The sequence below is a fragment of the Xanthocytophaga agilis genome (genome assembly GCF_030068605.1).
Taxonomy (GTDB): Bacteria; Bacteroidota; Bacteroidia; order Cytophagales; family 172606-1; genus Xanthocytophaga; species Xanthocytophaga agilis.
Genome location: NZ_JASJOU010000005.1, coordinates 167144 through 189128 on the forward strand (window position 1 = coordinate 167144; position 21985 = coordinate 189128).

The 21985-nt window shown below is 39.2% G+C and carries 24 protein-coding genes and 1 tRNA gene; 10 read left to right on the forward strand and 15 right to left on the reverse strand.

Features of this window, described 5'->3' with window-relative positions; genetic code table 11:
- Positions 1 to 100: 100 nt before the first annotated feature.
- Complete coding sequence (locus QNI22_RS16390; RefSeq protein WP_314512208.1) at positions 101 to 1351, forward strand: TlpA disulfide reductase family protein; 1251 nt, start codon at positions 101 to 103, stop codon at positions 1349 to 1351.
- A gap of 73 nt (positions 1352 to 1424) precedes the next feature.
- On the opposite strand, the gene lpcA is transcribed toward QNI22_RS16390, so the two are convergent.
- From lpcA to QNI22_RS16405, 3 genes are all read right to left on the reverse strand, one after another.
- The gene (gene lpcA / locus QNI22_RS16395) at positions 1425 to 2003 is read right to left on the reverse strand and encodes a D-sedoheptulose 7-phosphate isomerase (protein ID WP_314512209.1); all 579 of its coding nucleotides are present in this window, start codon (positions 2001 to 2003) and stop codon (positions 1425 to 1427) included.
- A 139-nt stretch (positions 2004 to 2142) separates the two neighbouring features.
- The gene (locus QNI22_RS16400) at positions 2143 to 2478 is read right to left on the reverse strand and encodes a hypothetical protein (protein ID WP_314512211.1); all 336 of its coding nucleotides are present in this window, start codon (positions 2476 to 2478) and stop codon (positions 2143 to 2145) included.
- A gap of 76 nt (positions 2479 to 2554) precedes the next feature.
- Positions 2555 to 4327: a hypothetical protein gene (locus tag QNI22_RS16405; RefSeq protein WP_314512212.1), complete on the reverse strand. Its 1773-nt coding sequence runs from the start codon at positions 4325 to 4327 to the stop codon at positions 2555 to 2557.
- A gap of 887 nt (positions 4328 to 5214) precedes the next feature.
- Here QNI22_RS16405 and QNI22_RS16410 point away from each other — a divergent pair.
- The 3 genes from QNI22_RS16410 to QNI22_RS16420 all read left to right on the forward strand — a co-directional run bounded on the left by QNI22_RS16410 (position 5215) and on the right by QNI22_RS16420 (position 8041).
- Positions 5215 to 6267, forward strand: coding sequence for a sugar phosphate isomerase/epimerase family protein (locus QNI22_RS16410; RefSeq protein ID WP_314512213.1), 1053 nt, complete (start codon positions 5215 to 5217; stop codon positions 6265 to 6267).
- Positions 6268 to 6377: 110 nt separating this feature from the next.
- Positions 6378 to 7070, forward strand: coding sequence for a 3-keto-disaccharide hydrolase (locus QNI22_RS16415; protein ID WP_313978762.1), 693 nt, complete (start codon positions 6378 to 6380; stop codon positions 7068 to 7070).
- 77 nt (positions 7071 to 7147) lie between these two features.
- Positions 7148 to 8041: a hydroxypyruvate isomerase family protein gene (locus tag QNI22_RS16420; RefSeq protein WP_314512214.1), complete on the forward strand. Its 894-nt coding sequence runs from the start codon at positions 7148 to 7150 to the stop codon at positions 8039 to 8041.
- A gap of 66 nt (positions 8042 to 8107) precedes the next feature.
- Here the strand turns inward: QNI22_RS16420 and QNI22_RS16425 are convergent, their stop codons facing one another.
- Positions 8108 to 8644, reverse strand: coding sequence for a DUF2911 domain-containing protein (locus QNI22_RS16425; RefSeq protein WP_314512215.1), 537 nt, complete (start codon positions 8642 to 8644; stop codon positions 8108 to 8110).
- Between the two features lie 402 nt (positions 8645 to 9046).
- Here QNI22_RS16425 and QNI22_RS16430 point away from each other — a divergent pair, with 402 nt between their 5' ends.
- Positions 9047 to 9250, forward strand: coding sequence for a hypothetical protein (locus tag QNI22_RS16430; protein WP_314512216.1), 204 nt, complete (start codon positions 9047 to 9049; stop codon positions 9248 to 9250).
- Between the two features lie 146 nt (positions 9251 to 9396).
- Here QNI22_RS16430 and QNI22_RS16435 read toward each other — a convergent pair whose 3' ends face one another.
- Positions 9397 to 10206: a DUF5672 family protein gene (locus tag QNI22_RS16435; RefSeq protein ID WP_314512218.1), complete on the reverse strand. Its 810-nt coding sequence runs from the start codon at positions 10204 to 10206 to the stop codon at positions 9397 to 9399.
- A gap of 598 nt (positions 10207 to 10804) precedes the next feature.
- On the opposite strand from QNI22_RS16435, the gene QNI22_RS16440 reads away from it, so the two are divergent.
- Positions 10805 to 11134, forward strand: coding sequence for a hypothetical protein (locus tag QNI22_RS16440; protein ID WP_313978773.1), 330 nt, complete (start codon positions 10805 to 10807; stop codon positions 11132 to 11134).
- A gap of 277 nt (positions 11135 to 11411) precedes the next feature.
- Here the strand turns inward: QNI22_RS16440 and QNI22_RS16445 are convergent, their stop codons facing one another.
- The 7 genes from QNI22_RS16445 to QNI22_RS16475 form a co-directional block, all read right to left on the reverse strand.
- Positions 11412 to 11645 carry a hypothetical protein gene (locus tag QNI22_RS16445; RefSeq protein ID WP_314512220.1) on the reverse strand — a complete coding sequence of 78 codons (234 nt, stop codon included), beginning with the start codon at positions 11643 to 11645 and terminating at the stop codon, positions 11412 to 11414.
- A gap of 199 nt (positions 11646 to 11844) precedes the next feature.
- Positions 11845 to 11918 (reverse strand) — tRNA-Arg (locus QNI22_RS16450).
- A 104-nt stretch (positions 11919 to 12022) separates the two neighbouring features.
- A complete protein-coding gene (locus QNI22_RS16455) occupies positions 12023 to 12913 on the reverse strand; it encodes an AraC family transcriptional regulator (RefSeq protein WP_314512221.1) in 891 nt (296 codons plus the stop codon).
- A gap of 118 nt (positions 12914 to 13031) precedes the next feature.
- The gene (locus tag QNI22_RS16460; protein WP_313978777.1) at positions 13032 to 13193 is read right to left on the reverse strand and encodes a hypothetical protein; all 162 of its coding nucleotides are present in this window, start codon (positions 13191 to 13193) and stop codon (positions 13032 to 13034) included.
- A 20-nt stretch (positions 13194 to 13213) separates the two neighbouring features.
- Positions 13214 to 13498, reverse strand: a complete 285-nt coding sequence (locus tag QNI22_RS16465; protein WP_313978778.1) for a hypothetical protein — start codon at positions 13496 to 13498, stop codon at positions 13214 to 13216.
- Between the two features lie 524 nt (positions 13499 to 14022).
- The gene (locus QNI22_RS16470; protein WP_314512222.1) at positions 14023 to 14448 is read right to left on the reverse strand and encodes a DUF779 domain-containing protein; all 426 of its coding nucleotides are present in this window, start codon (positions 14446 to 14448) and stop codon (positions 14023 to 14025) included.
- 75 nt (positions 14449 to 14523) lie between these two features.
- Positions 14524 to 16044 carry an aldehyde dehydrogenase family protein gene (locus tag QNI22_RS16475; protein ID WP_314512223.1) on the reverse strand — a complete coding sequence of 507 codons (1521 nt, stop codon included), beginning with the start codon at positions 16042 to 16044 and terminating at the stop codon, positions 14524 to 14526.
- Between the two features lie 291 nt (positions 16045 to 16335).
- On the opposite strand from QNI22_RS16475, the gene QNI22_RS16480 reads away from it, so the two are divergent.
- The 4 genes from QNI22_RS16480 (at position 16336) to QNI22_RS16495 (ending at position 19529) form a co-directional block, all read left to right on the forward strand.
- Complete coding sequence (locus QNI22_RS16480) at positions 16336 to 17268, forward strand: AraC family transcriptional regulator N-terminal domain-containing protein (protein ID WP_314512225.1); 933 nt, start codon at positions 16336 to 16338, stop codon at positions 17266 to 17268.
- Between the two features lie 239 nt (positions 17269 to 17507).
- Entirely contained in the window at positions 17508 to 18314 is an 807-nt protein-coding gene (murQ, locus tag QNI22_RS16485; RefSeq protein WP_314512226.1) for an N-acetylmuramic acid 6-phosphate etherase, read from the forward strand.
- A gap of 59 nt (positions 18315 to 18373) precedes the next feature.
- Entirely contained in the window at positions 18374 to 18940 is a 567-nt protein-coding gene (locus QNI22_RS16490; protein ID WP_314512229.1) for a hypothetical protein, read from the forward strand.
- 181 nt (positions 18941 to 19121) lie between these two features.
- On the forward strand, positions 19122 to 19529 hold the full coding sequence (locus QNI22_RS16495; RefSeq protein WP_314512230.1) for a RidA family protein: 408 nt from the start codon (positions 19122 to 19124) through the stop codon (positions 19527 to 19529).
- Between the two features lie 74 nt (positions 19530 to 19603).
- Here QNI22_RS16495 and QNI22_RS16500 read toward each other — a convergent pair whose 3' ends face one another.
- The 3 genes from QNI22_RS16500 to QNI22_RS16510 form a co-directional block, all read right to left on the reverse strand.
- Positions 19604 to 20200 carry a SprT-like domain-containing protein gene (locus QNI22_RS16500; RefSeq protein WP_314512231.1) on the reverse strand — a complete coding sequence of 199 codons (597 nt, stop codon included), beginning with the start codon at positions 20198 to 20200 and terminating at the stop codon, positions 19604 to 19606.
- A gap of 167 nt (positions 20201 to 20367) precedes the next feature.
- A complete protein-coding gene (locus tag QNI22_RS16505; RefSeq protein ID WP_314512233.1) occupies positions 20368 to 21147 on the reverse strand; it encodes an enoyl-CoA hydratase/isomerase family protein in 780 nt (259 codons plus the stop codon).
- Positions 21148 to 21207: 60 nt separating this feature from the next.
- Positions 21208 to 21969, reverse strand: a complete 762-nt coding sequence (locus QNI22_RS16510) for a phosphatase PAP2 family protein (RefSeq protein ID WP_314512235.1) — start codon at positions 21967 to 21969, stop codon at positions 21208 to 21210.
- Between the last annotated feature and the right edge of the window lie 16 nt (positions 21970 to 21985).

The following is a 21985-nucleotide window of genomic DNA, read 5'->3' on the forward strand; positions in this document are numbered from 1 at the left end:
TGCATTTAGAAGGTCAAGTTTGCATTTTCCGAAGGCAACGAACTTTTAAGCATTCCCAGAAGGTTGTATCTTTATACTACAAAACCTATAGAGTATTTATATGAAACAGATTATTCCAGCTTTCTGTCTGGCAGCATGGATTGTACTAATTCTACCCTCCTGTAAAACAGGCCAAAACGACCAAAAAACATCAACAGAACTAAAAACTGGTACATGGAGAGGTCTAATTAAATCTCCGGGAGGAGAACTTCCGTTTGGACTAGACATTTCTAAAAAAGATGACAGCACGTATCAGGTGTATGTTATAAATAGTACAGAACGGCTCAAAATGGATGATGCCATTTTACGGGAAGACTCTCTTCATATCCCTATGCGCTTATTTGATGCGGAAATTACAGCTCATGTAGGTGATAGTGTCCTGACCGGATACTATACCAAGCAATCTTCCAACCGTATTGTAAAGATGGATTTCTCTGCACAACAGGGAGTAACCTATCGTTTCGCTACTACCTCCGAAGCACCTAAAACCAGCATCACAGGTAAATGGGATGTTTATTTTTATGGAGATAGTGATACTTCGCAGGCAGTGGGGGTATTCAATCAGAATGGAACAGAGTTAACAGGATCATTTCTCACCCCTACAGGCGATTACCGCTATCTGGCAGGTAGTGTACAGGGTACTGCCTTCCAATTATCCACGTTTGATGGAAGTCACGTATATCTTTTTAAAGGTACTACAGCAGATACAGGAAATGAAATTACTGGAGAATTCTGGTCAGGAGATAGAGGATACCGCAAATGGAAAGCTATTAAAAATGATAAAGCAGCTTTACCAGATGCCAATACTTATACCTTATTGAAAAAAGGATATAACACCATAGACTTTACGTTTCCTGATCCAACCGGTAAAAATATATCATTTCAAGACCCTAAGTACAAAAACAAAGTGGTTATCGTACAGATCTTAGGTTCCTGGTGTCCAAACTGTATGGATGAGACTAATTTTCTAGCTCCCTGGTATAAGAAAAATAAAGACAGAGGAGTGGAAATTGTAGGCCTGGCATTTGAAAAGAGTAATGATCTCAAAGTTTCAGGTCCTAAGATTGAACGGATGAAGCAACGCTTTGGAATGGAGTATGATGTATTGTTGGCAGGTGTTAACGACTCTACTGCCTCAAAATCATTGCCTATGCTGGAGAAGATTAAGGGATATCCAACCACAATCTTTGTTGATAAAAAAGGAAAAGTTCGCCGTATACACACTGGATTCAATGGGCCAGGTACAGGCAAGTACTATGATGAGTTTGTAGAAGACTTTACGTTATTTACAGATAAGCTTCTGGCCGAATAATCTAACAATACCCAATTAAAAAAGGCAGAAAGTATGCGACTTTCTGCCTTTTTTACTATTGGTCGTCTTCTGATTAGGCAACCATCTTTTCTATTAACAATATGAGTATATGGATGATCTTGATATGCACTTCCTGAATACGATCTGCATATCCATAATGAGGAACACGTATCTCTACATCGGCAAATGTTCCTAGTTCTCCTCCATCTTTCCCAGTTAAAGCTATCACTGTCATTCCACGGAACTTGGCTGTTTCACAGGCACGAATTACATTAGCCGAATTTCCGCTTGTACTGATTCCTAGTAACACATCTCCTGGCTGGCCTAAACCTTCTACAAATCGGCTAAAGATATATTCAAACCCATAGTCATTTCCTGTACAGGTAATATGGCTCACATCTGAAATAGCAATAGCAGGTAATGCTTTTCTGTTGTCCCGGTAACGGCCTGATAACTCTTCTGCAAAATGCATTGCATCACAGTGTGACCCTCCATTACCGCATGATATTACTTTTTTTCCATTGCGAATAGCCTCAGCAATATAAGTGGCTGCTTTCTGAATCTGCGCAATAGATACAGGATTAGACATAAACTTTTCCAGTACCAGAGCGGACTCCTTCAATTCGCTGGTTATTACACTTTCAAATTCCATTCGTAAATAATTTCTGTCTTGCAAATCCAATAAGAATATGAAATAGCCTGAGCTATTCTGAGGCAAGATTACAGCATAAAAATGGTTCTGCCAAGTTTTGTAGACCTATTGCGATCTCTTTTTACTAAGCTTCCATTATCTAAATATCATCTTTGCTCTCTATAGAAGACTGGGAAGTTGGCAATAATGTGGTCCGCTCTCCTGCTACATATCTATCATATAGCTTAGCTTTCAATTCATTATTTTCCCGATTCAGCTTTTCATGCTTCCGTCTCACACTGGAAATATGGATGTTTTCAAACACGCTTTCGAGCATTAACAGCACAAAGCCGAGAATAGCCCAGTATATCCAGAACTGATTTACTTTTTCAATAGTGAAGGTTGCCACTATACTATCATTCAGATAAGCCATCAATAAGGTACACAAAAACAACAATGTGTAAATAACGTATAGAAAAGGTTTAAATGATTTCATACACTTGTACACGTTTAATGTCTGATACAGAGAATAACACTTTTTAACTAGCAAAAGTTGTAAAATAGACTATACATTAATATTCCTGTAATCGTTGAGGAATATTCCAGCGCAGATTTAGATAAGCAATTACAGAATTCAGATTACGCTCTGGTAATGCACTATCTAATCTCCGGATAGTAAGTTTACCATCCACAAATAAGTTATGCTTTATCATATAGGAAGCTGTCATATCGGCAAACACCATATTGGTTCGCACCCCCTGTGCAATTGTGTTTCCATATTCTTTTTCGTGTGTATCGTAATCTAACCGGATATTTCCTCCCCAGTTGGTAGTTGTACCATCTCCATTGGCCTGATCAGCCCCATATTTGGTAATAATTAACTTTCCGGTTAGCTGCAATCTCTTAACCGGTTGATAACGCAAAATGCCTATCCATTCTACAAAGTTAGCTCCCAGAGGATGAGCCAGTGGCAGGTTGTTGTGTACATAATTTGTAAATGACACCATGCTGGAGTCAGTAGAACCAGGGGAATTTTGCACTTTTGTCAATATATGGGTATAGGTGTAAGGACGTACAATATTTAACTCTGTCTGTAAGTCCAGGTTGCGGATATTCAATACATCTATGTATTTGGCTCCAAGCTGAATAGCCTGTTTGTTGCCCCACCAGCCATCTCTGGCACGTACATGAGACAACAGGAACTCGTCCAGCATAACCTGGCCATATAGCTGCACATGACGTTTGATATTCCATTTAAAGTCCATACCCAGTCCGGCATTGTCATCACTACCAAGTTGTTGTTCTACATACCGATAGAAAATAATCGGGTTGTAGTAATGGAAGTCATACCGGAAACGGCGGCGATCATCCGGACGGCCAAACATAATGGATTCAAACACACCCACATTGAGGTTTTTAGTCAGATTGATACTTAGATGGTGAAAGGCAAAATATTTTTTGGAACGCAGATAATCTCTCGCCCCTGGTGGAGTATCGGCAGTCATCTGAGCATATAGGTTCATATAGTTCAGCTTCCAGACCTTGGTATTGATTTTCAGAAAGGGATAAGCACCTGCAAAATCAGAAAGCACTAGTGAACGATAACCACTGCCAATAACGTTTTTATCCTGACCAAACTGAATCATGATAGGTTTGGCCACATGAAAGGTAATATAACCACGGGCAGTTAGAAAATCTCTGCCTCCCTTATTTCCCGATTTCCATAATTTCCAGTATCCTTCCTGAGGTACAGCATAGTACTGGTTCATCAAGTCCTGGACATAAGTAGGAAAAGTACTCTGGTTATCGGCAATAAATGTATAGAATCCGATTTTCTTACTGATCATGCCCCGAAGTTCGAGTCCTCTGGTGTTCGTAAAATAATTTCCGCTCTTTGTACCACTCTCTCCCCCACCAGCAAAGTAAATAACCGGATTCAGATGTAGATCAAAATCCTCATCCTGGTACGAAAACAAATCTGATTTCTTCTTATAAAAATGTTTTAAAATCGGTTTACGGCTATCGTTATCAGCACTATCACCAGCCCACTCCCAGCTATCATTGCGCAGGTATGTCAGGTTAAATCTGTCTCTGTCTGATAGGAAATTGTTATTCTGAGCTATAGTATCAGTGAGTTGCACAATAGCTTGTCGCAATACAGGTCGTATCTGTGTATGCATTCCTTCTGCAAATTTTCCAGACTTGATTTCATAACGCTCTACCAGATGGTAATAATCTGAATTAAGGGGGGCATAAACACTTTGTGCATGAGCACCAAAAACTCCGGCCAACAAAAATCCAAAAACTATAAAACTTCGCAGGTATGGGTAATTAATTGGACACATATAGTCACGTTTAGGAATAGAAAAGCAAGAATCAAGGCAGAAATATAGAAAAAACTCCTGAAATGAAAGACTATACGTAATCAATCTACGGAAAGTTGTTAAACACAAGTCTAGGCAGATCCGAAAATCAAAACTGGCACATTATTTGATACTACTTATAGTGTAAAAAGTATTTTAAGAGGGAGGTTACAAATACTAAGCATATATTTACCAATAGATGTATTGCGACAGATTAAATACCTCGTGATTATAATTCTTTCAACTATGAAAACTATCAGACAAATTTCGCATTTACCACTGTTGTACTGTCAACTGGCTAAGCTGGTAATGATACTACTCATTGGATTGTGGATGTGCTTATAAACAAAACACTCCCAAGTTATTTCAACCGCTATCAGAAATTGCAGCCCGGATATATTTAGACTGCCTACTACAACGATAAAAGAGCTGGACTTACCATCCGGCTCTTTTGTTTTTCTATCTCATCAGCTACTGCCTGCCTCCTGACAAAATTCGCCTCCCATCTTGGTGATAAGACCACCATGAACTGTGGGGAAGGTAGTTGTTGGTGAATAACACCAACAACGGGCAAATAAGAAATTTAACAAACAAAAACCTGATAAGCTACTATATTCAACAGATACAACTGCCAGCACCTGCATATCCCCCCGAAAATATACAGTTATGTAATCCTGGGTCTATTATTTTTTATCAGTTAGCGACTAACCCATTGTCTCTCTGACATTTTTGCCAATCCTTGTTTTTTTGCAAGAAAATAATAAAAACAGGCAATTTTTTCGCAATTTGCAAAGCAACCGTTTTTGACACAGATTGCACTTTTCTGTAAACTAACTTTGCTATTCTTTTTATTTCAACAACCATTTCCAATGAAAAACATCAAAGGACCTGCGATCTTTCTGGCTCAGTTTCTGGGTGACCAAGCACCCTTCAATTCGTTAGAATCCATTGCCCGCTATATGGCATCACTGGGCTATAAAGGCATTCAGATCCCTACATGGGATAGTCGCTGTATTGATTTAAAACAAGCTGCCGAATCCAAAACATATTGTGATGAACTAAAAGGGAAATTAAAAGATATTGGTGTAGAAATTACAGAACTGGCCACTCACCTGCAAGGACAGTTAGTAGCAGTTCATCCTGCCTATGCAGCTATGTTCGACGGATTTGGTCCGGCTGAACTGGCAGGCCAACCTAAGGACCAGCAGGCATGGGCTACCCAGCAACTAAAATGGGCAGCCAAAGCCAGTCAGAACCTGGGACTTAAAGCACATCCTACCTTTTCTGGTGCTCTACTATGGCCTTTTATGTATCCATGGCCTCAACGCCCTGCAGGTCTGGTAGAAACAGGATTTAAAGAACTGGCCAACCGCTGGATACCTATATTGAATGCATTTGATGAAGCTGGAGTAGATGTGTGTTATGAATTACATCCGGGCGAAGATCTGCATGATGGGATTACATTTGAAATGTTCCTTGAGCACACCAACAACCATACAAGAGCTAACATCAACTACGATCCCAGCCATTTTGTATTACAGCAACTAGATTATCTTCAGTTTATAGACTTTTACCACGAACGTATCAAAGCTTTCCACGTAAAGGATGCTGAGTTTAATCCTACAGGTAAGCAAGGAGTGTACGGTGGTTTTCAGGGATGGGTAGAACGAGCAGGACGCTTCCGCTCTCTGGGTGATGGTCAGGTAGATTTTAGTGGCATATTCAGCAAGCTGGCTCAGTATAACTATGATAGCTGGGCTGTACTGGAATGGGAGTGTGCGATTAAACATCCTGAACAAGGCGCAGCAGAAGGAGCACCGTTTATCGAAAATCATATCATACGTGTTACAGAGCGGGCATTTGATGATTTTGCAGGAACGGGGGCAGATGAAGAGTTTAACAAAAAAGTATTGGGATTATAATTCTTAAATAAAGATCAGGTACTTCCAACGTTATATATTTGGGAAGTGTCATATACGGTTTATTTCCGAACCGAAGTAGTTCATCACATTCACACATAAACAATCTGATTATGAAAATCTTATTTTCTTTCTCTTTTGTACTGGCCAGCTTTCTGATGGCGTCTTTTGTCAATCCAGAAGCTAAGGTGAAACCAGGGAAATGGGAAAGCTTGTTTGATGGTAAAACCACCAAAGGATGGCACAACTACCTTAAAAAGGATGTGTCTTCTGCCTGGACTGTAGAAAATGGCGTGCTTACTCTAAGTGGGAAAGGTGGAGGAGATCTGGTTTCTGATAAAGAATATGAAAACTTTGAATTGGAACTGGAGTGGAAAATAGCAGAAGGTGGCAACAGTGGTATTTTCTATCGTGTACATGAAGACGAAAAATACAAAGTTCCGTATCTAACTGGCCCTGAAGTACAGATTCTGGATGATGAAAGACACCCGGATGCAAAAGCAGGAAAAAACAACAACCGTACAGCAGGTTCATTGTATGATATGTTGCCTCCCAGCAAAAAAGCAAATCCGGCAGGACAGTGGAACAAGGTTCGTATTGTTGTTAAAAACAATCATGCAGAACACTGGACAAACGGAACCAAAGTTGTGGAATACAATCTGAGTGGTACAGACTGGGCAAATATGGTAAAGGATAGCAAGTTTGCTACCTGGGAAGGATTCAATAAATATGCGAAAGGACATATCGGTTTGCAGGATCATGGAGATGTGGTATCATTCCGCAACATCCGTATTCGTGAATTGTAATATAGTAACTTACTGCAGGTAAGAGACATCTCTTACCTGCATCCTACCAGAAGATTTCACTTTTCACCTATAGATTTATGTCAGCTAAACTTACCCGTCGGTCTGTTGCCAAAAAAATGCTTGGTGGCACGGCTTTACTTACTTCGCTTCCCTCTCTTGCCATGGAAAACACACAAAATGAAGAAGCAGCGCGACCTCTTAAAGGAAATATCAATCACTCGGTATGTCGCTGGTGCTATGATAAAATTCCGCTCGAAGACCTTTGCAAAGCCGCCAAAGAGATGGGTATTAAATCCATTGACCTTGTGGGTCCTGAAGAGTGGCCGGTGTTGAAGAAATATGGTCTTGTTTCTGCCATGCCCTGGGGTGCAGGCTTAGGTATCGAAAAAGGCTTTAATGATCCACAATACCACGAAACATTGATCAAGAGCTACGAAGACATGATTCCGAAAGTAGCTGCGGCGGGTTTTAGTACCATCATCTGCTTTTCAGGAAACCGTAATGGTAAAACAGAGGAACAAGGCCTTGAAAATGCAGCTCTTGGCCTAAAGAAGCTAATGCCTATAGCTGAAAAGCATAAGGTGACAATGGTAATGGAACTGCTTAACAGCAAGGTAAATCACAAAGATTATCAGTGTGATCGTACATCCTGGGGAGTAGAGCTATGTAAACGAATAGGTTCTGAAAACTTCAAGCTCTTATATGATATCTACCATATGCAGATTATGGAAGGTGATATCATTCGTACCATCAAAGAAAGCAGTAAATACATTGCACACTATCATACAGGTGGTAATCCGGGTAGACATGAGATAGATGAGACACAAGAGATTTACTATCCAGCAGTGATGAAAGCAATTCTTGAAACTGGCTACAAAGGCTTTGTTGCACAAGAGTTTGTACCTACACCTAAAGAGCCTCAAGGCCAATTAACTTCTCTGAAAAAGGCAGTTATTTTATGTGATATATAACTTTTTTAGAAAGCTCATAAATCCAAAAGCCAGCGATATACTATTGCTGGCTTTTGGATTTACAGATTATTGAACTGGAATTGGGACGGCGACTGTCTCCCATTTCAATGTTACATTGTTTTTGTTCACCTCATATAATAGCTTTTCAGTCATGGCAGACTTTGTAGGCTTTACAGCTACTGTCAATACATCTTTTGCTGGATCGTGGTTGGCTTCTCCAGTACGTTTAATTCCCCACTGTCCTGTCTCAGAGTTAAAAATTATTTTCCACTCTTTCTCTCCCGGAACAGCAAACAGGCTGTATTTTCCAGCAGGCAAGGCCTTACCAGCTACTTTAATCTCTTTATCTGTCTCAAATATAGTTGCCTCATTTGCCCCTGCTCTCCATGCTTTGTCATAAGGAACCAGATCTCCCCATACTTTTCTCCCCTTTACAGAGGGGCTGCTATAATTGATTGTAACAGTAGCCGCACCGATCTTACCTGTTGCGGTTGCGGGTGGACTAGGGCGGCTTGCTTTATCGCCTTGTGCGAATACAGATGTTGCCATAGTAAAAAATGTAAATGTTAAAATGATAACGACTCCTATACCATTTGTTTTCATACGAATTGTTGTTTAGGGATTGTTAGAATAGAATTAAGAAAAAAGTAGGGTTCTCGTATTTTGTCCATCATTAGTATTATCACCAACGAGTTATTTTTCATTATGCACGTTGGTGATACTAACAACATGGGGATTGGAAAATGGGTACTACAAAGAATAGCAGAAAGATAGAAGTTATCTCTGTTGCTTGTATCTTTTCTTGTCGTTTTTTATCTTTTATGTTCTTTAAATCAGCACATTAGACTATATTCCTGGTATTTGAGACAGAACTACCTCTTCGCCTAGTAGCAAGTTGTCATAACATTTTCATCGCCAAGGACTCAATCAAATATAATATCCTGATAATCTTGACTTTACAAACTATTTCTTTTAACTTTCCCTAACCACATAACCAACTCTATTATGAAATCGAAAACTGTTACCGTCCAAATGTACGGTGTAGAACAACTTCTATATAACTCCTCACAAAACCTGATTCCCTACCTTGAGCTGGAAGCAGCTCTTAAGGAAGGCTATCAGGTCAAAGAAATCAAAGACATTACACCTGAAGGCCATCCGGCAGCGATAGTAGTTTATCATTTGGAGAAGAATACGCTGATAAGCTGAAAAACAAATGCTTTTCAACTGCGGAAAATACTAAGACTGATACCAGCTATGTTCACTAATTGTATCAGGACCAACAGGATATATTTAGTAAAGGTCCTTAGCTATTTCGGGTGCACATCTCTATTACTACATGCTGGCTAGATAACTTAATCTTCCTTACCTGTATCAACTAAGTGTTTATGCATAAACGTCTCCAGGAATGACTTCCAGAAAGTATACCCATATACTTTCCATCCATGGCATCCCATAGGCAGATGATATAGTCTATTCACAAAAGGATCGAAGTCCTTGCTCCGGGCATCTGGCAACTCAATAGCAAAGTGGCGTGCTACTTTTGTAGGCGCAACCCGAAAGAAAGGATTGAGTAAAGGCACTCTGATACTCCAGAAGAAGTCTTCTGTATAAAAAATGTCTGTAAGTCGAATAACTGGCTTAAACAAACGGCTATTGCGGTAAAATGTCCGGACTTTCCGGAGTGAAAGCCCTCCTTTTTGCAGAGGGTGTTTACGCAATAATCTAAATTTATGTAGTGTTTGTAGTATACGTGAAGAGGCAACATATTCTCTCACATAGGTTTTATGATAGACTACCGCCCCTATATAATCATAATTTAGTTTGCACCAGTGCTCCAGATCCGCATTAAACACAAACGCATCCAGGTGAGTCATAAGCATATACTCATACTCCAGAAACCGAGCATAGAAGGCTTCTGATACCAACAGGTGCATATACTCATCATACCCTTTGTACTCAAAGCGTTCAAAACTACAGTTTGGGTGACTGGACTCATGGATCATCTGCTCATAAAATCCTGTATCCAGATCAGACTGTGTTACAAACACAATCGGATACTGAGCAAAAAGCTTCAAATAATATCCCAGTACCAATGTTTCATTTGCGTCAGGCGTTGCCTCATGTACAGGAATCACGACTGCAACTAATTTATTCCGGCTCATGTGAATAGTCTATAAATAAAAATTCGTTCATTCTCACACATAGCTTCCTATAGATCAAAAAATAAGATCTGGCAAACTACTATACCAGTTCTTTTAGACAACCTCTTAGCGTATCACTGCAAAAAATGTATACCTTCTCAGTCATATTTTACAGTATATATAGGTTTCACTTTATTGTATATCAAACTTTATAGTTAGCTGATCATTTAGTAGGCTTTATAACTTCCTGAAGTACCTGCACACCTCTATTTATCTATTAGTAGATATAAAGTTACAAAAGTGATAATTTAGGAGATTAAAATCCAATTAAAATATAAAAATTGCTATTTCTGCATTATAAACCGGAAGTTGTTTAACAGAAAAACAAAAAACAGTAGATATAAGCGAGTCTAAGATTATACAACTGACGGCAACATATCTAACCACATATAGTAACATATTAGTAACTATATATTCGTTATAAATTGTTGTATAAATAAACTTCCCTGTCTCATTTATTTTATCTTTTCCTGACAAAAATTAGCAGGCAGGCATCATTTTTTCCGACATTTACTTGATTAACAAGACAATAAGCATGTAAAACCAAACTTCATCCTCTATGAATGAGAGCCTGATTGATTTTGCGTTGTTTAAGGCAATAAAACCTATTTTAAGGGAACCAGAGATACATTCTTTGTTCTGCGCCTATCTACGGGATGCACTGGCATTCAAAAAAATTATCCTCTTGCCTGCATTTATCAAACACGACAAGGACTGGGATGTGATCAGAGAAGAATTTGAACTCAGTAGAGAGATGCTGGATATTACGTTGCAACTGAGTGCAGAACTAACGTCACTCTGTTCGTCTATTATGCGACTGGGACATTTGCCTATTTCAGAACTGGACAGATTATTGGATATATTTGATACCCGACGGCGGGTCTCATAGGTAAATTTTCCAGACAACTGACATAAGAGAATTAAACTACAGGCATAGCTTATACTCTGCATTTATACTTCAGTTTCAGAGAAAAAGAATATGTTCTAATTGGGAAGGCTGCCGTTTTTGTCACTCCGGTCCCGCTCATGCCGATGCGTGGCAGGCAAGTCGTGACAGATATAAAGGAAAGACTCTTTCAGAAGGGGAGTGAGGAGGATGTTCTTCATCTACAAACATCCTCTTTATAAAACATATGGGACATAAAATATATGGGACAAGATAAGAGCTATAAACCTACCCCACTAACTCCAAACACATTCATAAGATCAGCTTGCAAGCCTAACGATTCTATTAACTTCCCAATCTTTTCAGGATTAATATTCTCTCCGGAAACAGTCAGGATATGATAGTTTGTATTCAGATTCCAATGCATAATTCCTTTTTCTTTATTTAGTATTGGTGCAAGCTGTCTCTGTGTATCAACTGAATGTTTAGGCATTTTAAATTTTAGAATTTCCATAGCTGTATTGTGAGTAGAATACTCCTTTATATAATTTATGATAACCTGTTTGGTAAATCAGATTATAGGCTTGCTTTCTCTACAGATTATCAATTACAAAATATCTATGCCAATCATAAAAGGTCTCAAAAAGTACCCTTTCGTGCACCTCAAAAACAAGAAAGGCTTACAGATTACTGTAAGCCTTTGATTAACAAGGTGATCCCGACACGATTCGAACGTGTGACCGACTGCTTAGAAGGCAGTTGCTCTATCCAGCTGAGCTACGGGACCATTTTGCGAGTGCAAAAATATATTTTTTACATTAGGGCACAAAAAAAATAGCATCTTTTTAGAAAAAAACCATTCTATGTGCTGTGTTTATTTACCCAAAAATGCTAAACCACCTTGATAAGTGCCTGTTTTCTAAAGCTTTCAGGCGTAATCTGTGTGTACTTTTTGAAGAATTTCGTAAAATAAGAATTATCACTGAAGTTAAGCTGATAGGCAATTTCTGAGATACTCAAATCGGCATTAACCAATAAGCGCTTTGCTTCCAACAGGATGCGATTGCGAATAAGTTGCCCGGACGATTGCCCCAGGAACTCTTTACAAATCTCATTCAAGTGATCAACTGTTACATTCAGGAAGGAAACATACTCACCTGGTAGCTTTAATGTGGCAAAATGCAGATCTATCAATCGCTGGTACTCTCTGAGTATATGGTAATTGGAATTATGTTTAGGTAACTGTGATGTGGAAGACAATACTATACGATCTACTCGTATGAATAATTCCAGCAACAGTGCCCGTATGATATCTGTTTTTCCCTTGTCTTCCAATGCAGACTCTTCCAACATATACTCAAATAACATTACAATTCGTTCTCTCTCAGACTCTGTCAGCGACACAACCGAGCTCTCACAATTTCCCTTAAAAAAAGAAAATTGGTCTAAATAATCAGGGTCTTTCAGAAATGGCTGGAAAAATTCGGACGAGAAATTAATAACATATCCATCCATCTCCCCTTCAAAATCCCAGCTATGTACCTGTCCGGGAATCATGAAATAAATCTGAAATGGCACTACAGGAAACTGAACAAAGTCAATTGTATGCCCTCCGCCACCTTTAGTAAACATCACCAGATGATAAAAAGAATGTCGGTGCGGCAACCATAGCTTTTTTCTGGTTTGTAAATACACAGAAAAACGTTCAATTAACAGGTCGTTTTCATCTATCGTTTTTTGAGCTATTGCACAAATATCATAAACAGGAATAGCAGGCTTCATAATTCTATTTCAAAACAAATCATAGAAGATAGGTATAGATTCCTCTTTGATTATACCCTATAAAAAAGAAAAATAGGTAATCCTTTTGAGATTACCTATTTCGCATAAACTGCCTTTGTTATTCGTCGTCTTTTGATCTATCTTTTTCGTGCTCATCAATATCATCTTTATCCTTATCCGTTTTCTCGCCTTTGACCAGTTGTTTGATCTTCGCGTATACAGATTCTGTATTCTGCATGTATGCAGCACTTGCAGGAATTGCTTCTTTTCTGTTTTTCATTCAAGTAAAGTTTAAGAGGTTTATGCAGGGAGTATTGAAAGTATTTCCTTTTTCAGCTCCTGGTATTTCTCCAGATCTTTGTCTGTTTCTGTACCTACATGAACTATGGGCGGAAATATCTTACCATTTTTAAGATCAATATCTATTTTTATCTCAACAGGTGTCTCAGATTCACCTTTCTGAACAAGCAGATCTTCTATCTTTTTTAAATGTTTGCTATAATGCTTTTTAAAATTTGCTTCACTCTGTTCTACTTTCCAGGCAGGTATCCCCTGTGTATTATATAACTTAAATCGTACATCCATATATTCTATATACTACTTTTCAAAATCGTGTACAAAAGTATTTAGTATCAGGTTTGAAAATTATTTGAGTTTTTGGGATTAGAGAAGCGGAAAGATGTAGCTTTCTTACTAATTTAGACATATACAAGCTGTCTGGGTTTAATCCTCAAACTAAATTTACAGCTAGTTCTGCTAATGTATGGTATCTCATTTTAGAGATTTCTTATTCTTTGTTTTGCCTCAAGTAAAACAATAAAGTGCAGACTACCAAGCCTACTCACATCATTATGTTAATACTTAGGCCTAATACACATCTCCTCACAGTACGATAATAAATTAATTAACAGCTTTTTATAAAAAATGCAACTCATTTTTATTTATAAAAATATTTTTCTGTTTCCCATTTACCAGTAGAAAAACCACAGGCTGTTTCTACCGATTACTCTTAGGTACATACCTATTATACTATGTAAGTTTATGGTAAAAACAACAAAAAATCCTACCGCCATAGAGCAATAGGATTTTCTATGTAACCGTCTCTTTACCTACTTTTGCTGAGCCAGATAATCTTCTCCGTTTAGCACAGATGTTAGATTTTCTGATTCTTGTGTTGTAAACAAACGTGATTTAACAATAAACCGTAATCCCAAAGGAATTTCCAGAGAAAAGCTTGAACCCCGCCCAGGTGTGATGTCAATGGTAAGATGTGTATGCTTCCAGTATTCAAACTGGTCGGCATTCATAAAGAAATCACAGCCATAAATAGTGCCTATCCACACATCGTTACTCCCCACCCGAAATTCTCCTTTGGCAAAACACATAGGCTGTGATCCATCGCAACACCCTCCACTCTGGTGAAACATGAGTTCTCCATGTTTTTCCCTAAGTGTATCAATAACCTGAGCAGCCGCATCTGTAACAGATACTCTGGCTACAGTTTCCCTGCTCTCTGCAACTGAAGAAGATTTCATATGTTCTATTTCCATATTCTGATTGTTTATTACTGATAAAATCTACCTCAGACAACAGAGAAGCAGAGAAATAGCTCAGAAAAACCCAAGTTTATTTTTATCATACGAAATCAGCATGTTCTTAGTCTGACGATACTGATTCATAGACATTTTATGGGTTTCGCGTCCAAATCCAGACTTTTTATACCCGCCAAACGGAGCATGTGCCGGATAAGCATGGTAGCAGTTGACCCATACACGGCCCGCTTGAATAGCACGCGGAACCTTAAACATTTCATGGGCATCACGAGTCCACACACCTGCTCCTAATCCGTACAGGCTGTCGTTGGCGATTTCTATTGCTTCTTCGGTAGTTTTAAATGTGGTAACAGCTGTTACAGGACCGAAGATCTCCTCCTGGAAGATACGCATCTTATTATGTCCTTTAAAGATAGTTGGCTTAATGTAATATCCGTCTTTTAAGCCATCCAGATACTGTGCTCCTCCTCCTGTCAATACTTCAGCACCTTCTTCTTTCCCGATATCAATGTAGTTCAGGATCTTCTCATACTGATCTTTCGAAGCCTGTGCTCCCATCATAGTATCAGGATCTAACGGGTTACCCATCTTAATTTTCTCAACCCGTTCTACCACCCGTTTAATAAATTTATCATAGATACTTTCATGCACCAGTATACGGGATGGACAGGTACATACCTCTCCCTGGTTCAAGGCAAAGAAGGCAGCTCCTTCCAGACATTTATCAAAAAACTCATCATCGGCATCCATTACACTTGGGAAGAATATATTAGGCGACTTACCTCCCAGCTCCATAGTTACCGGAATAATATTTTCAGAGGCATATTGCAGAATTAACCGGCCTGTAGTGGTTTCGCCTGTAAATGCCACTTTGGCAATACGGGGTGATTGCGCCAGTGGCTTACCTGCTTCAGGTCCAAACCCTGTTACAATGTTTACAACTCCGGCAGGCAACACATCTTTTATCAGTTCCATCAGTATCAGAATACCCACAGGTGTCTGTTCTGCTGGCTTCATTACTACTGTACAGCCTGCTGCCAGGGCAGGAGCTAGTTTCCAGGCAGCCATCAGCAATGGGAAGTTCCAAGGAATGATCTGTCCCACTACACCGATAGGCTCATGCAGTTGCATGGATAATGTATGCTCATCATGTTCAGAAACAGTGCCTTCTTCTGCACGAAGACAACCAGCAAAATACCGGAAGTGATCAACCGCCAGTGGAAGATCTGCAGCTTTGGTTTCCCGGATCGGCTTTCCATTGTCAACGGTTTCCACAGCAGCCAGATAATCCAGATTTTTTTCCATGATATCAGCAATCTTTAAAAGAATATTACTGCGATAGGCTGCTGAAGATTTTGACCATGTCGCAAACGCCTTATGAGCAGCATCCAGCGCCAGATCTATGTCTTCTTTGGTTGACCGTGCTACTTTTGTAAACGACCGTCCGTCAATGGGTGAAATATTATCAAAATACTCTCCTTTAACAGGAGAAACCCATTCGTTGCCAATGAAATTATCATAACGTTCTTTGAATTTTGGGCGGGCTACCAGCCGTTCGCTTACTGCTAAGGTTTCCATGATGTTAAAAGTGATTTTTGTGAGAAATACAATGAATGACTGTATGGTTTCGTTATTGAGAGATTGACAGTCGTTTGTAATTTTTCCAAAGTTATTTTGTATTTTTCCAAAAAAAGGGTACTATCGTATCACAGTTGGGAACAATTGTATCAAACTATTTATACACCATTTTATCATCTGCTATAGCCGAATTTATACGTTCTTATAATGTACTGACAATGGGCAAATTAGGCCATTGACTGATACTAAACCTGTAATCAAAACTGTCTACTCACTAAAAATATTCAGGAAATGGAAACCAGGCACAAACTTCATCCCATCGGTTTAAGTCCATTGACAGAATTACAAACACTGGTAGAACACCGCTCTGTGTATACACTGAATCAGTGTGAACTCAATGTATTTGAGACACATCAACAAAGCAAAAACGTGCGACTTTGCTTTAATGATCTTGTGCTTACAACCATGCTGCGAGGAAAAAAGGTGATGCATCTTTTTGGGAGCGAACATTTTGATTACCTGCCAGGAGAGTCTGTTATAGTGCCAGAGAAAGAGGAAATGATCATCGACTTTCCAGATGCCAGTCAGCACAATCCTACCCAATGCATTGCCCTGGCAGTAAATGGAGAAGTATTAAAGGAAACTATTGGTCTGCTCAATGAAAAGTTTCCTAAAGCAGAAGATAATGATATGTGGCGTATAGACATGAGTGCATTTCATCTGCAAAACACATTTGAGATTACCAATGCAGTAGACCGACTGGTGCATGTAAGTCGCGAAAATATAGGCGCAAAAGAGGTACTTGCCAGCTTTACCCTTAAAGAGTTGCTTATCCGGTTAATGCAAACACAGGCCAGACATCTGATACTGGATAATTACAAAAAATACCTCAACAATCATCGCTTTGCCTACATTGCTGCTTATATACGGGAAAACCTGGCTGAAAATCTGAATATTGATCGACTCAGTGATCTGGCTTGTATGAGTAAACCTAACTTTTTTCGCTATTTTAAACGGGAATTTGGTCTTACTCCTATCGAATTCATTATCCAAGAACGCATCAAACTCGCCAAAAAGCTTCTGGCTGATCCGTTGGTGCCGATTACAGAGGTATGTTTCCGGTCTGGCTTCAACAATACCAATTATTTTTTTAAGCTATTCCGCAAATACGAAGGCACTACACCCAAAGCCTTCAGGGAGAATACCATTCACCATCTTGGTTGATGTTCATGTAAAAATCGCACCTTATCAACTCATTATCAACTAGCTGGTCGACAATACCTATCTCCTTGTAGATGATTCAACAAAGGATCAGAAACGTGAAGTCTATATTTTTCTGCATGTTTTCTGAGCGTTTCGGTTGCCTTTGCCTGACAAAATTGCAAACTTTACCTCCGTACCCGCTAGTCGTTAGTCAAACGCACTCATGGGACAGTTAAGTCATACTCACAAAAGATATATTTATGCTTACGACAGAATCTCCTTCTCATTATACTAACCTGGAAAAACTATCTACACGTGAATTACTGATTGGCATCAATCAGGAAGATAAAACAGTTCCATTTGCGGTAGAGAAAGCAATTCCACAGATTGAAAAATTAGTAGACGCCATTGTAGAACAGATGCAAAATGGAGGTCGTTTATTTTATATAGGTGCAGGTACCAGTGGACGCCTGGGTGTGGTAGACGCATCTGAATGTCCACCCACTTATGGTGTTCCGCATGGACTGGTTGTTGGTATTATAGCTGGCGGAGATGGAGCGATCCGCAAATCTGTAGAACAGGCAGAAGACGATTTTGAACAGGCATGGAAAGACTTACAGGCATATCAGATCAATGAGAAAGATACAATTATTGGTATTGCAGCCTCAGGACGTACGCCATATGTGATTGGCGGCTTGCGTGAAGCCAATGCCCACGGTATACAAACAGGATGTATTGTCTGCAATGCAGGTAGCAAAGTAGCAGAACAGGCAAAATACCCTGTAGAGGTAGTAGTAGGCCCGGAATTTGTTACAGGTAGTACACGTATGAAATCAGGTACTGCTCAGAAATTAACACTGAATATGATTTCTACTTCGGTAATGATTCGTTTGGGGAAGGTAAGAGGCAATAAGATGATAGATATGCAACTAAGCAATGAGAAACTGGTAAACAGAGCAGTACATATGGTGATGGATGAACTGAAAATTGAAGAAAAAGAGGCGGCAGAGTTATTAGAAAAACATGGCAGTGTACGTAAAGCGATTGATGCTTTTCAGAATCTCTGACATAAATCCAGTAACCAAGCATCCCGTTACAATACATATAATCATATAAGGAGATAGCTATGCACGATATTGAACCTTCTTACAACTGGGAGACCTATTATATAGCAGCAGAAGATGAACGTAGCCCGTTTTATGGCCGGGAATATAACTTTAATGAGTACGAACACGATGTATATGGCTACTATATTCATCCCCTCTGGGATGAGTTTGGCTCAGAAACTTTATATTGTAAGATTCTCTATACAGACTATGACCGGCAGTTTACCGTCATAGAAATGTTTGGAGAATGGAATGATACCCTACACAACGATGTCATGTATTTCAAAAGAAATGTAATTGACCATCTGGTAGGTGAAGGAATAAAGAAATATATTCTTATTGGCGAAAACCTTCTTAACTTCCACGGCTCTGATGATGAATACTATGCCGAATGGTTTGAAGAAGTAGAAGATGGTTGGATTGCAGCAGTAAGCTTCCGGGACTTTGTAGAAGCAGAATGGAAAAAATTTCATCTGGACTACTACATCAACTTTGGAGGAACCTTACAAATCGAAAATTGGCGTACCTACTTGCCTCCTCGCTTTTTTGAACTGGTCAATAGTCTGATTGTACGACGACTGCAATAAAATGGGTACTAGTTAAAACTTTTTAAATCTTATCAGTTCTCATCAAACCCAGAAGGTATACAGAGTTTGATGAGAACTGATAAGATTTTTTATTTTACACTGTATGAGATTTGCCTCTACTAAGGAATCATTTTTTATGTTTTATCTATCGAAAATCTTTTATCACTACATATTCAATGGTATGAATACAAGAATTCGATATATAAATCCAGAAGGATTATCTAAAAATCCAGCATTCTCTCAGGCTGTAGTTACTGAAGGAGCAGGCAAGACTATCTATGTCGGAGGGCAGAATGCAGTCAATGCCAGTGGCGAGATCATAGGAAAAGGAAATCTGAAGGAACAAACAGAGCAGGCATTACAAAATGTTCAGATTGCACTAACTAGTTGTGGCGCTGATTTTGAAAATATTGTCAAGTTATCAGTTTTTCTGATCCAGGGACAAAATCCTTTGGATGGGTTTGCTGCTTCGCAAAAATTTATGAGTAAATTATCTAATCCGCCAGCTGTTTCAGTATTGATAGTTGCAGGTTTGGGTAATCCTGACTTTCTGGTGGAGATAGAAGCCATCGCCTTTATTCCTGATTAAAAAAACGAAATGTCATAAAACAAAAATCCCTTTAGTTTGTGCTAAAGGGATACATAACCTGATACAGAGGAAACTTATTTAATCTCGACCAAAGCCTGGGTATGAACCAGGTATTTCTTTCGGCTCTTTACTTCTTCACACAAAACACGGGTACGTCTGGTTTCACCTTTACGAAAAGCTCTTCCATTCAACGAAAAAACAGCCCCTTCTGAGAGATTTGCCAGCAGCACTTTATCTGTTTGTGTATCGAACTGATGCAATGCCTGAAACAGAATCGGATCTGTACAGGAGGAAGCTTTGGGATTAATCAAATACTGCTGTAAAGCCTGAAGTACATCCGCAGGAAACACACTTAGAGACAAAACTGGTTGAGCCACTTCCCGAAATGACTTTTTCCATTCCTTTCCATGAGGTTCTACTTTACGTTTATACTTACTGAATGTGATCAGGTGTGCTACTTCGTGAAGGTAAGTAACCAGAAAGGCATAGGGATTTAAGTCACCATTCACTGTAATTCTGTGTCGGCTATCCGAAAACCGATAGTCACCAAACTTAGAACTACGTGCCTTTGTAATTTTAAAATCAAACCCATGTTGCTGCCATAACTGATAGCAATAATCTACAGCTGCGTCTGGCAGATATTTCCTAAAGATGGTAATAGAATCTTGCATAGAAAACAAAAATACAATACTTAGTGATTACATCCCATAACATATTCTTCGATTTTTGAGTTTTGGGAGACGGTATTTTCAGGAGTTATCCCTATACTTTTGTCTTTGTATCAATCTGTATAGAATAAACGTTGATATACAGACAGATTGATATGTATTTTATCAAGTTACTTTCCTTTAAATACAGGTTTACGCTTTTCCATAAAAGCAGCTATTCCTTCTCTATGGTCTTTAGAAGCTCCTGCTATATCCTGCAACTGCGCCTCATATTCCAGCATTTCTTCTAGGGAAGACGAAAACGACTGGTTAAGCATTTTTTTCATCAGTCCGATTGCCACTGTAGGAGCAGATATATAATAACCTGTATACACTTTTATAACCTCATCCAACATAGCAACAGGAGCTATTTTATTCACCATTCCTAGTTGTAAAGCTTCTTTCGCTGAGATTTTGGCTCCTGTAGTAGCTAATTCAAACGCTTTGCCAGATCCAACCAATCTTGGTAAAAAATATCCTGATCCGGAATCCATTACTAATCCTATGCCAACAAAAGCCTCTGTCAGGTAGGTTTCTTCGGCCATCACCAGAATATCACAGGCAAGAGCCAGCGAACAACCCGCTCCGGCAGCAACACCATTGATTCTTCCGATAACAGGCTTTGGCAGATTTCGCATAGCCAGTATCATGGGATTATACCGCTTGCGTACTTCATCAGAATAGGAAGCAATGCCTTTTGTAGCAGCTTCTTTCAGATCAGCCCCGGAACAAAATGCATCTCCTGCGCCCGAAAGTACCACCACCCTGACAGATTCATCCTGACCTGCCTGCTCAAATGCTTCTTTTAGCTCATAGGTAAGCTTCACATTCAAGGCGTTATAAACTTCCGAGCGGTTTAGTGTAATAAAACAAATGCCATCCTGATTCTGATAAAGAATATGTTCAAACATAGTATAACAGATATGATATAAAAGCAGACTATACAAAGTACAACTAATTCTGAACGGAATCTACCCCATCATCAGAATAGTCCCCAATCCAATACTTAAACCAATAGCAGCACCTGCGAGTACCTGAGCAGGAGTATGAGCATTCAGATAGAGCCTGGCACTCATTAATACACCTGCCAGAATGATTACCAGCAACAGAGGATAAAAATATTCAACAGCAGCATAATGATAATACAACCCTATCAGAAAGCCAACAATTCCAGCTATAGATGTACTATGAACACTGATCTTCCAGAAAAAAGAAATCACTGTCATTACCAGCAAACAGAAAGTGGTGCCTCCCAAAATCAGTGTAATGAGATATAATGCAGACAATTGCTTGACGAACAAATAGGTTGTCAGCATATAAAACAATGTTGTTGATACAAAAGGAAATATTCTATCCTGCCGATCTTCCATATGCAGGCTCTTCACACTACCTAGACGATACAACATATATGTACTAAGCAATGGTATCAGCAATGTACACACAATAAGCAGCAATAAAATCCGGTACCGGATATCATCATTGGAAACTCCCATCATGGAAGGAGACATCCAGAACAGCAGAAGAAATAAATAGGTTGGCAACAACAATGGGTGTAGTAGTACCGACACAACCAGTGCAGCACGCCCGGTTGGAGTCTTTCTGACAGGTAAGAGTTCAGAAGGTATATATTTAGCACGTGTAATAAGCGAATGCGCTGAATCGTCGTTACTATCAGGTTGATTGTCAAGCATAAAATAAAAGCCCCACCCCTTCGGGATATTTGTTATTTCCACCTCCGGGATCAGAGGG

Excerpts from the sequence above, each read along its gene's own strand:
- QNI22_RS16390 (WP_314512208.1), top strand. The coding sequence starts at position 101 with ATGAAACAGATTATTCCAGCTTTCTGTCTGGCAGCATGGATTGTACTA.
- lpcA (WP_314512209.1), bottom strand. The coding sequence starts at position 2,003 with ATGGAATTTGAAAGTGTAATAACCAGCGAATTGAAGGAGTCCGCTCTG.
- QNI22_RS16400 (WP_314512211.1), bottom strand. The coding sequence starts at position 2,478 with ATGAAATCATTTAAACCTTTTCTATACGTTATTTACACATTGTTGTTT.
- QNI22_RS16405 (WP_314512212.1), bottom strand. The coding sequence starts at position 4,327 with ATGTGTCCAATTAATTACCCATACCTGCGAAGTTTTATAGTTTTTGGA.
- QNI22_RS16410 (WP_314512213.1), top strand. The coding sequence starts at position 5,215 with ATGAAAAACATCAAAGGACCTGCGATCTTTCTGGCTCAGTTTCTGGGT.
- QNI22_RS16415 (WP_313978762.1), top strand. The coding sequence starts at position 6,378 with ATGAAAATCTTATTTTCTTTCTCTTTTGTACTGGCCAGCTTTCTGATG.
- QNI22_RS16420 (WP_314512214.1), top strand. The coding sequence starts at position 7,148 with ATGTCAGCTAAACTTACCCGTCGGTCTGTTGCCAAAAAAATGCTTGGT.
- QNI22_RS16425 (WP_314512215.1), bottom strand. The coding sequence starts at position 8,644 with ATGAAAACAAATGGTATAGGAGTCGTTATCATTTTAACATTTACATTT.
- QNI22_RS16430 (WP_314512216.1), top strand. The coding sequence starts at position 9,047 with ATGAAATCGAAAACTGTTACCGTCCAAATGTACGGTGTAGAACAACTT.
- QNI22_RS16435 (WP_314512218.1), bottom strand. The coding sequence starts at position 10,206 with ATGAGCCGGAATAAATTAGTTGCAGTCGTGATTCCTGTACATGAGGCA.
- QNI22_RS16440 (WP_313978773.1), top strand. The coding sequence starts at position 10,805 with ATGAATGAGAGCCTGATTGATTTTGCGTTGTTTAAGGCAATAAAACCT.
- QNI22_RS16445 (WP_314512220.1), bottom strand. The coding sequence starts at position 11,645 with ATGGAAATTCTAAAATTTAAAATGCCTAAACATTCAGTTGATACACAG.
- QNI22_RS16455 (WP_314512221.1), bottom strand. The coding sequence starts at position 12,913 with ATGAAGCCTGCTATTCCTGTTTATGATATTTGTGCAATAGCTCAAAAA.
- QNI22_RS16460 (WP_313978777.1), bottom strand. The coding sequence starts at position 13,193 with ATGAAAAACAGAAAAGAAGCAATTCCTGCAAGTGCTGCATACATGCAG.
- QNI22_RS16465 (WP_313978778.1), bottom strand. The coding sequence starts at position 13,498 with ATGGATGTACGATTTAAGTTATATAATACACAGGGGATACCTGCCTGG.
- QNI22_RS16470 (WP_314512222.1), bottom strand. The coding sequence starts at position 14,448 with ATGAAATCTTCTTCAGTTGCAGAGAGCAGGGAAACTGTAGCCAGAGTA.
- QNI22_RS16475 (WP_314512223.1), bottom strand. The coding sequence starts at position 16,044 with ATGGAAACCTTAGCAGTAAGCGAACGGCTGGTAGCCCGCCCAAAATTC.
- QNI22_RS16480 (WP_314512225.1), top strand. The coding sequence starts at position 16,336 with ATGGAAACCAGGCACAAACTTCATCCCATCGGTTTAAGTCCATTGACA.
- murQ (WP_314512226.1), top strand. The coding sequence starts at position 17,508 with ATGCTTACGACAGAATCTCCTTCTCATTATACTAACCTGGAAAAACTA.
- QNI22_RS16490 (WP_314512229.1), top strand. The coding sequence starts at position 18,374 with ATGCACGATATTGAACCTTCTTACAACTGGGAGACCTATTATATAGCA.
- QNI22_RS16495 (WP_314512230.1), top strand. The coding sequence starts at position 19,122 with ATGAATACAAGAATTCGATATATAAATCCAGAAGGATTATCTAAAAAT.
- QNI22_RS16500 (WP_314512231.1), bottom strand. The coding sequence starts at position 20,200 with ATGCAAGATTCTATTACCATCTTTAGGAAATATCTGCCAGACGCAGCT.
- QNI22_RS16505 (WP_314512233.1), bottom strand. The coding sequence starts at position 21,147 with ATGTTTGAACATATTCTTTATCAGAATCAGGATGGCATTTGTTTTATT.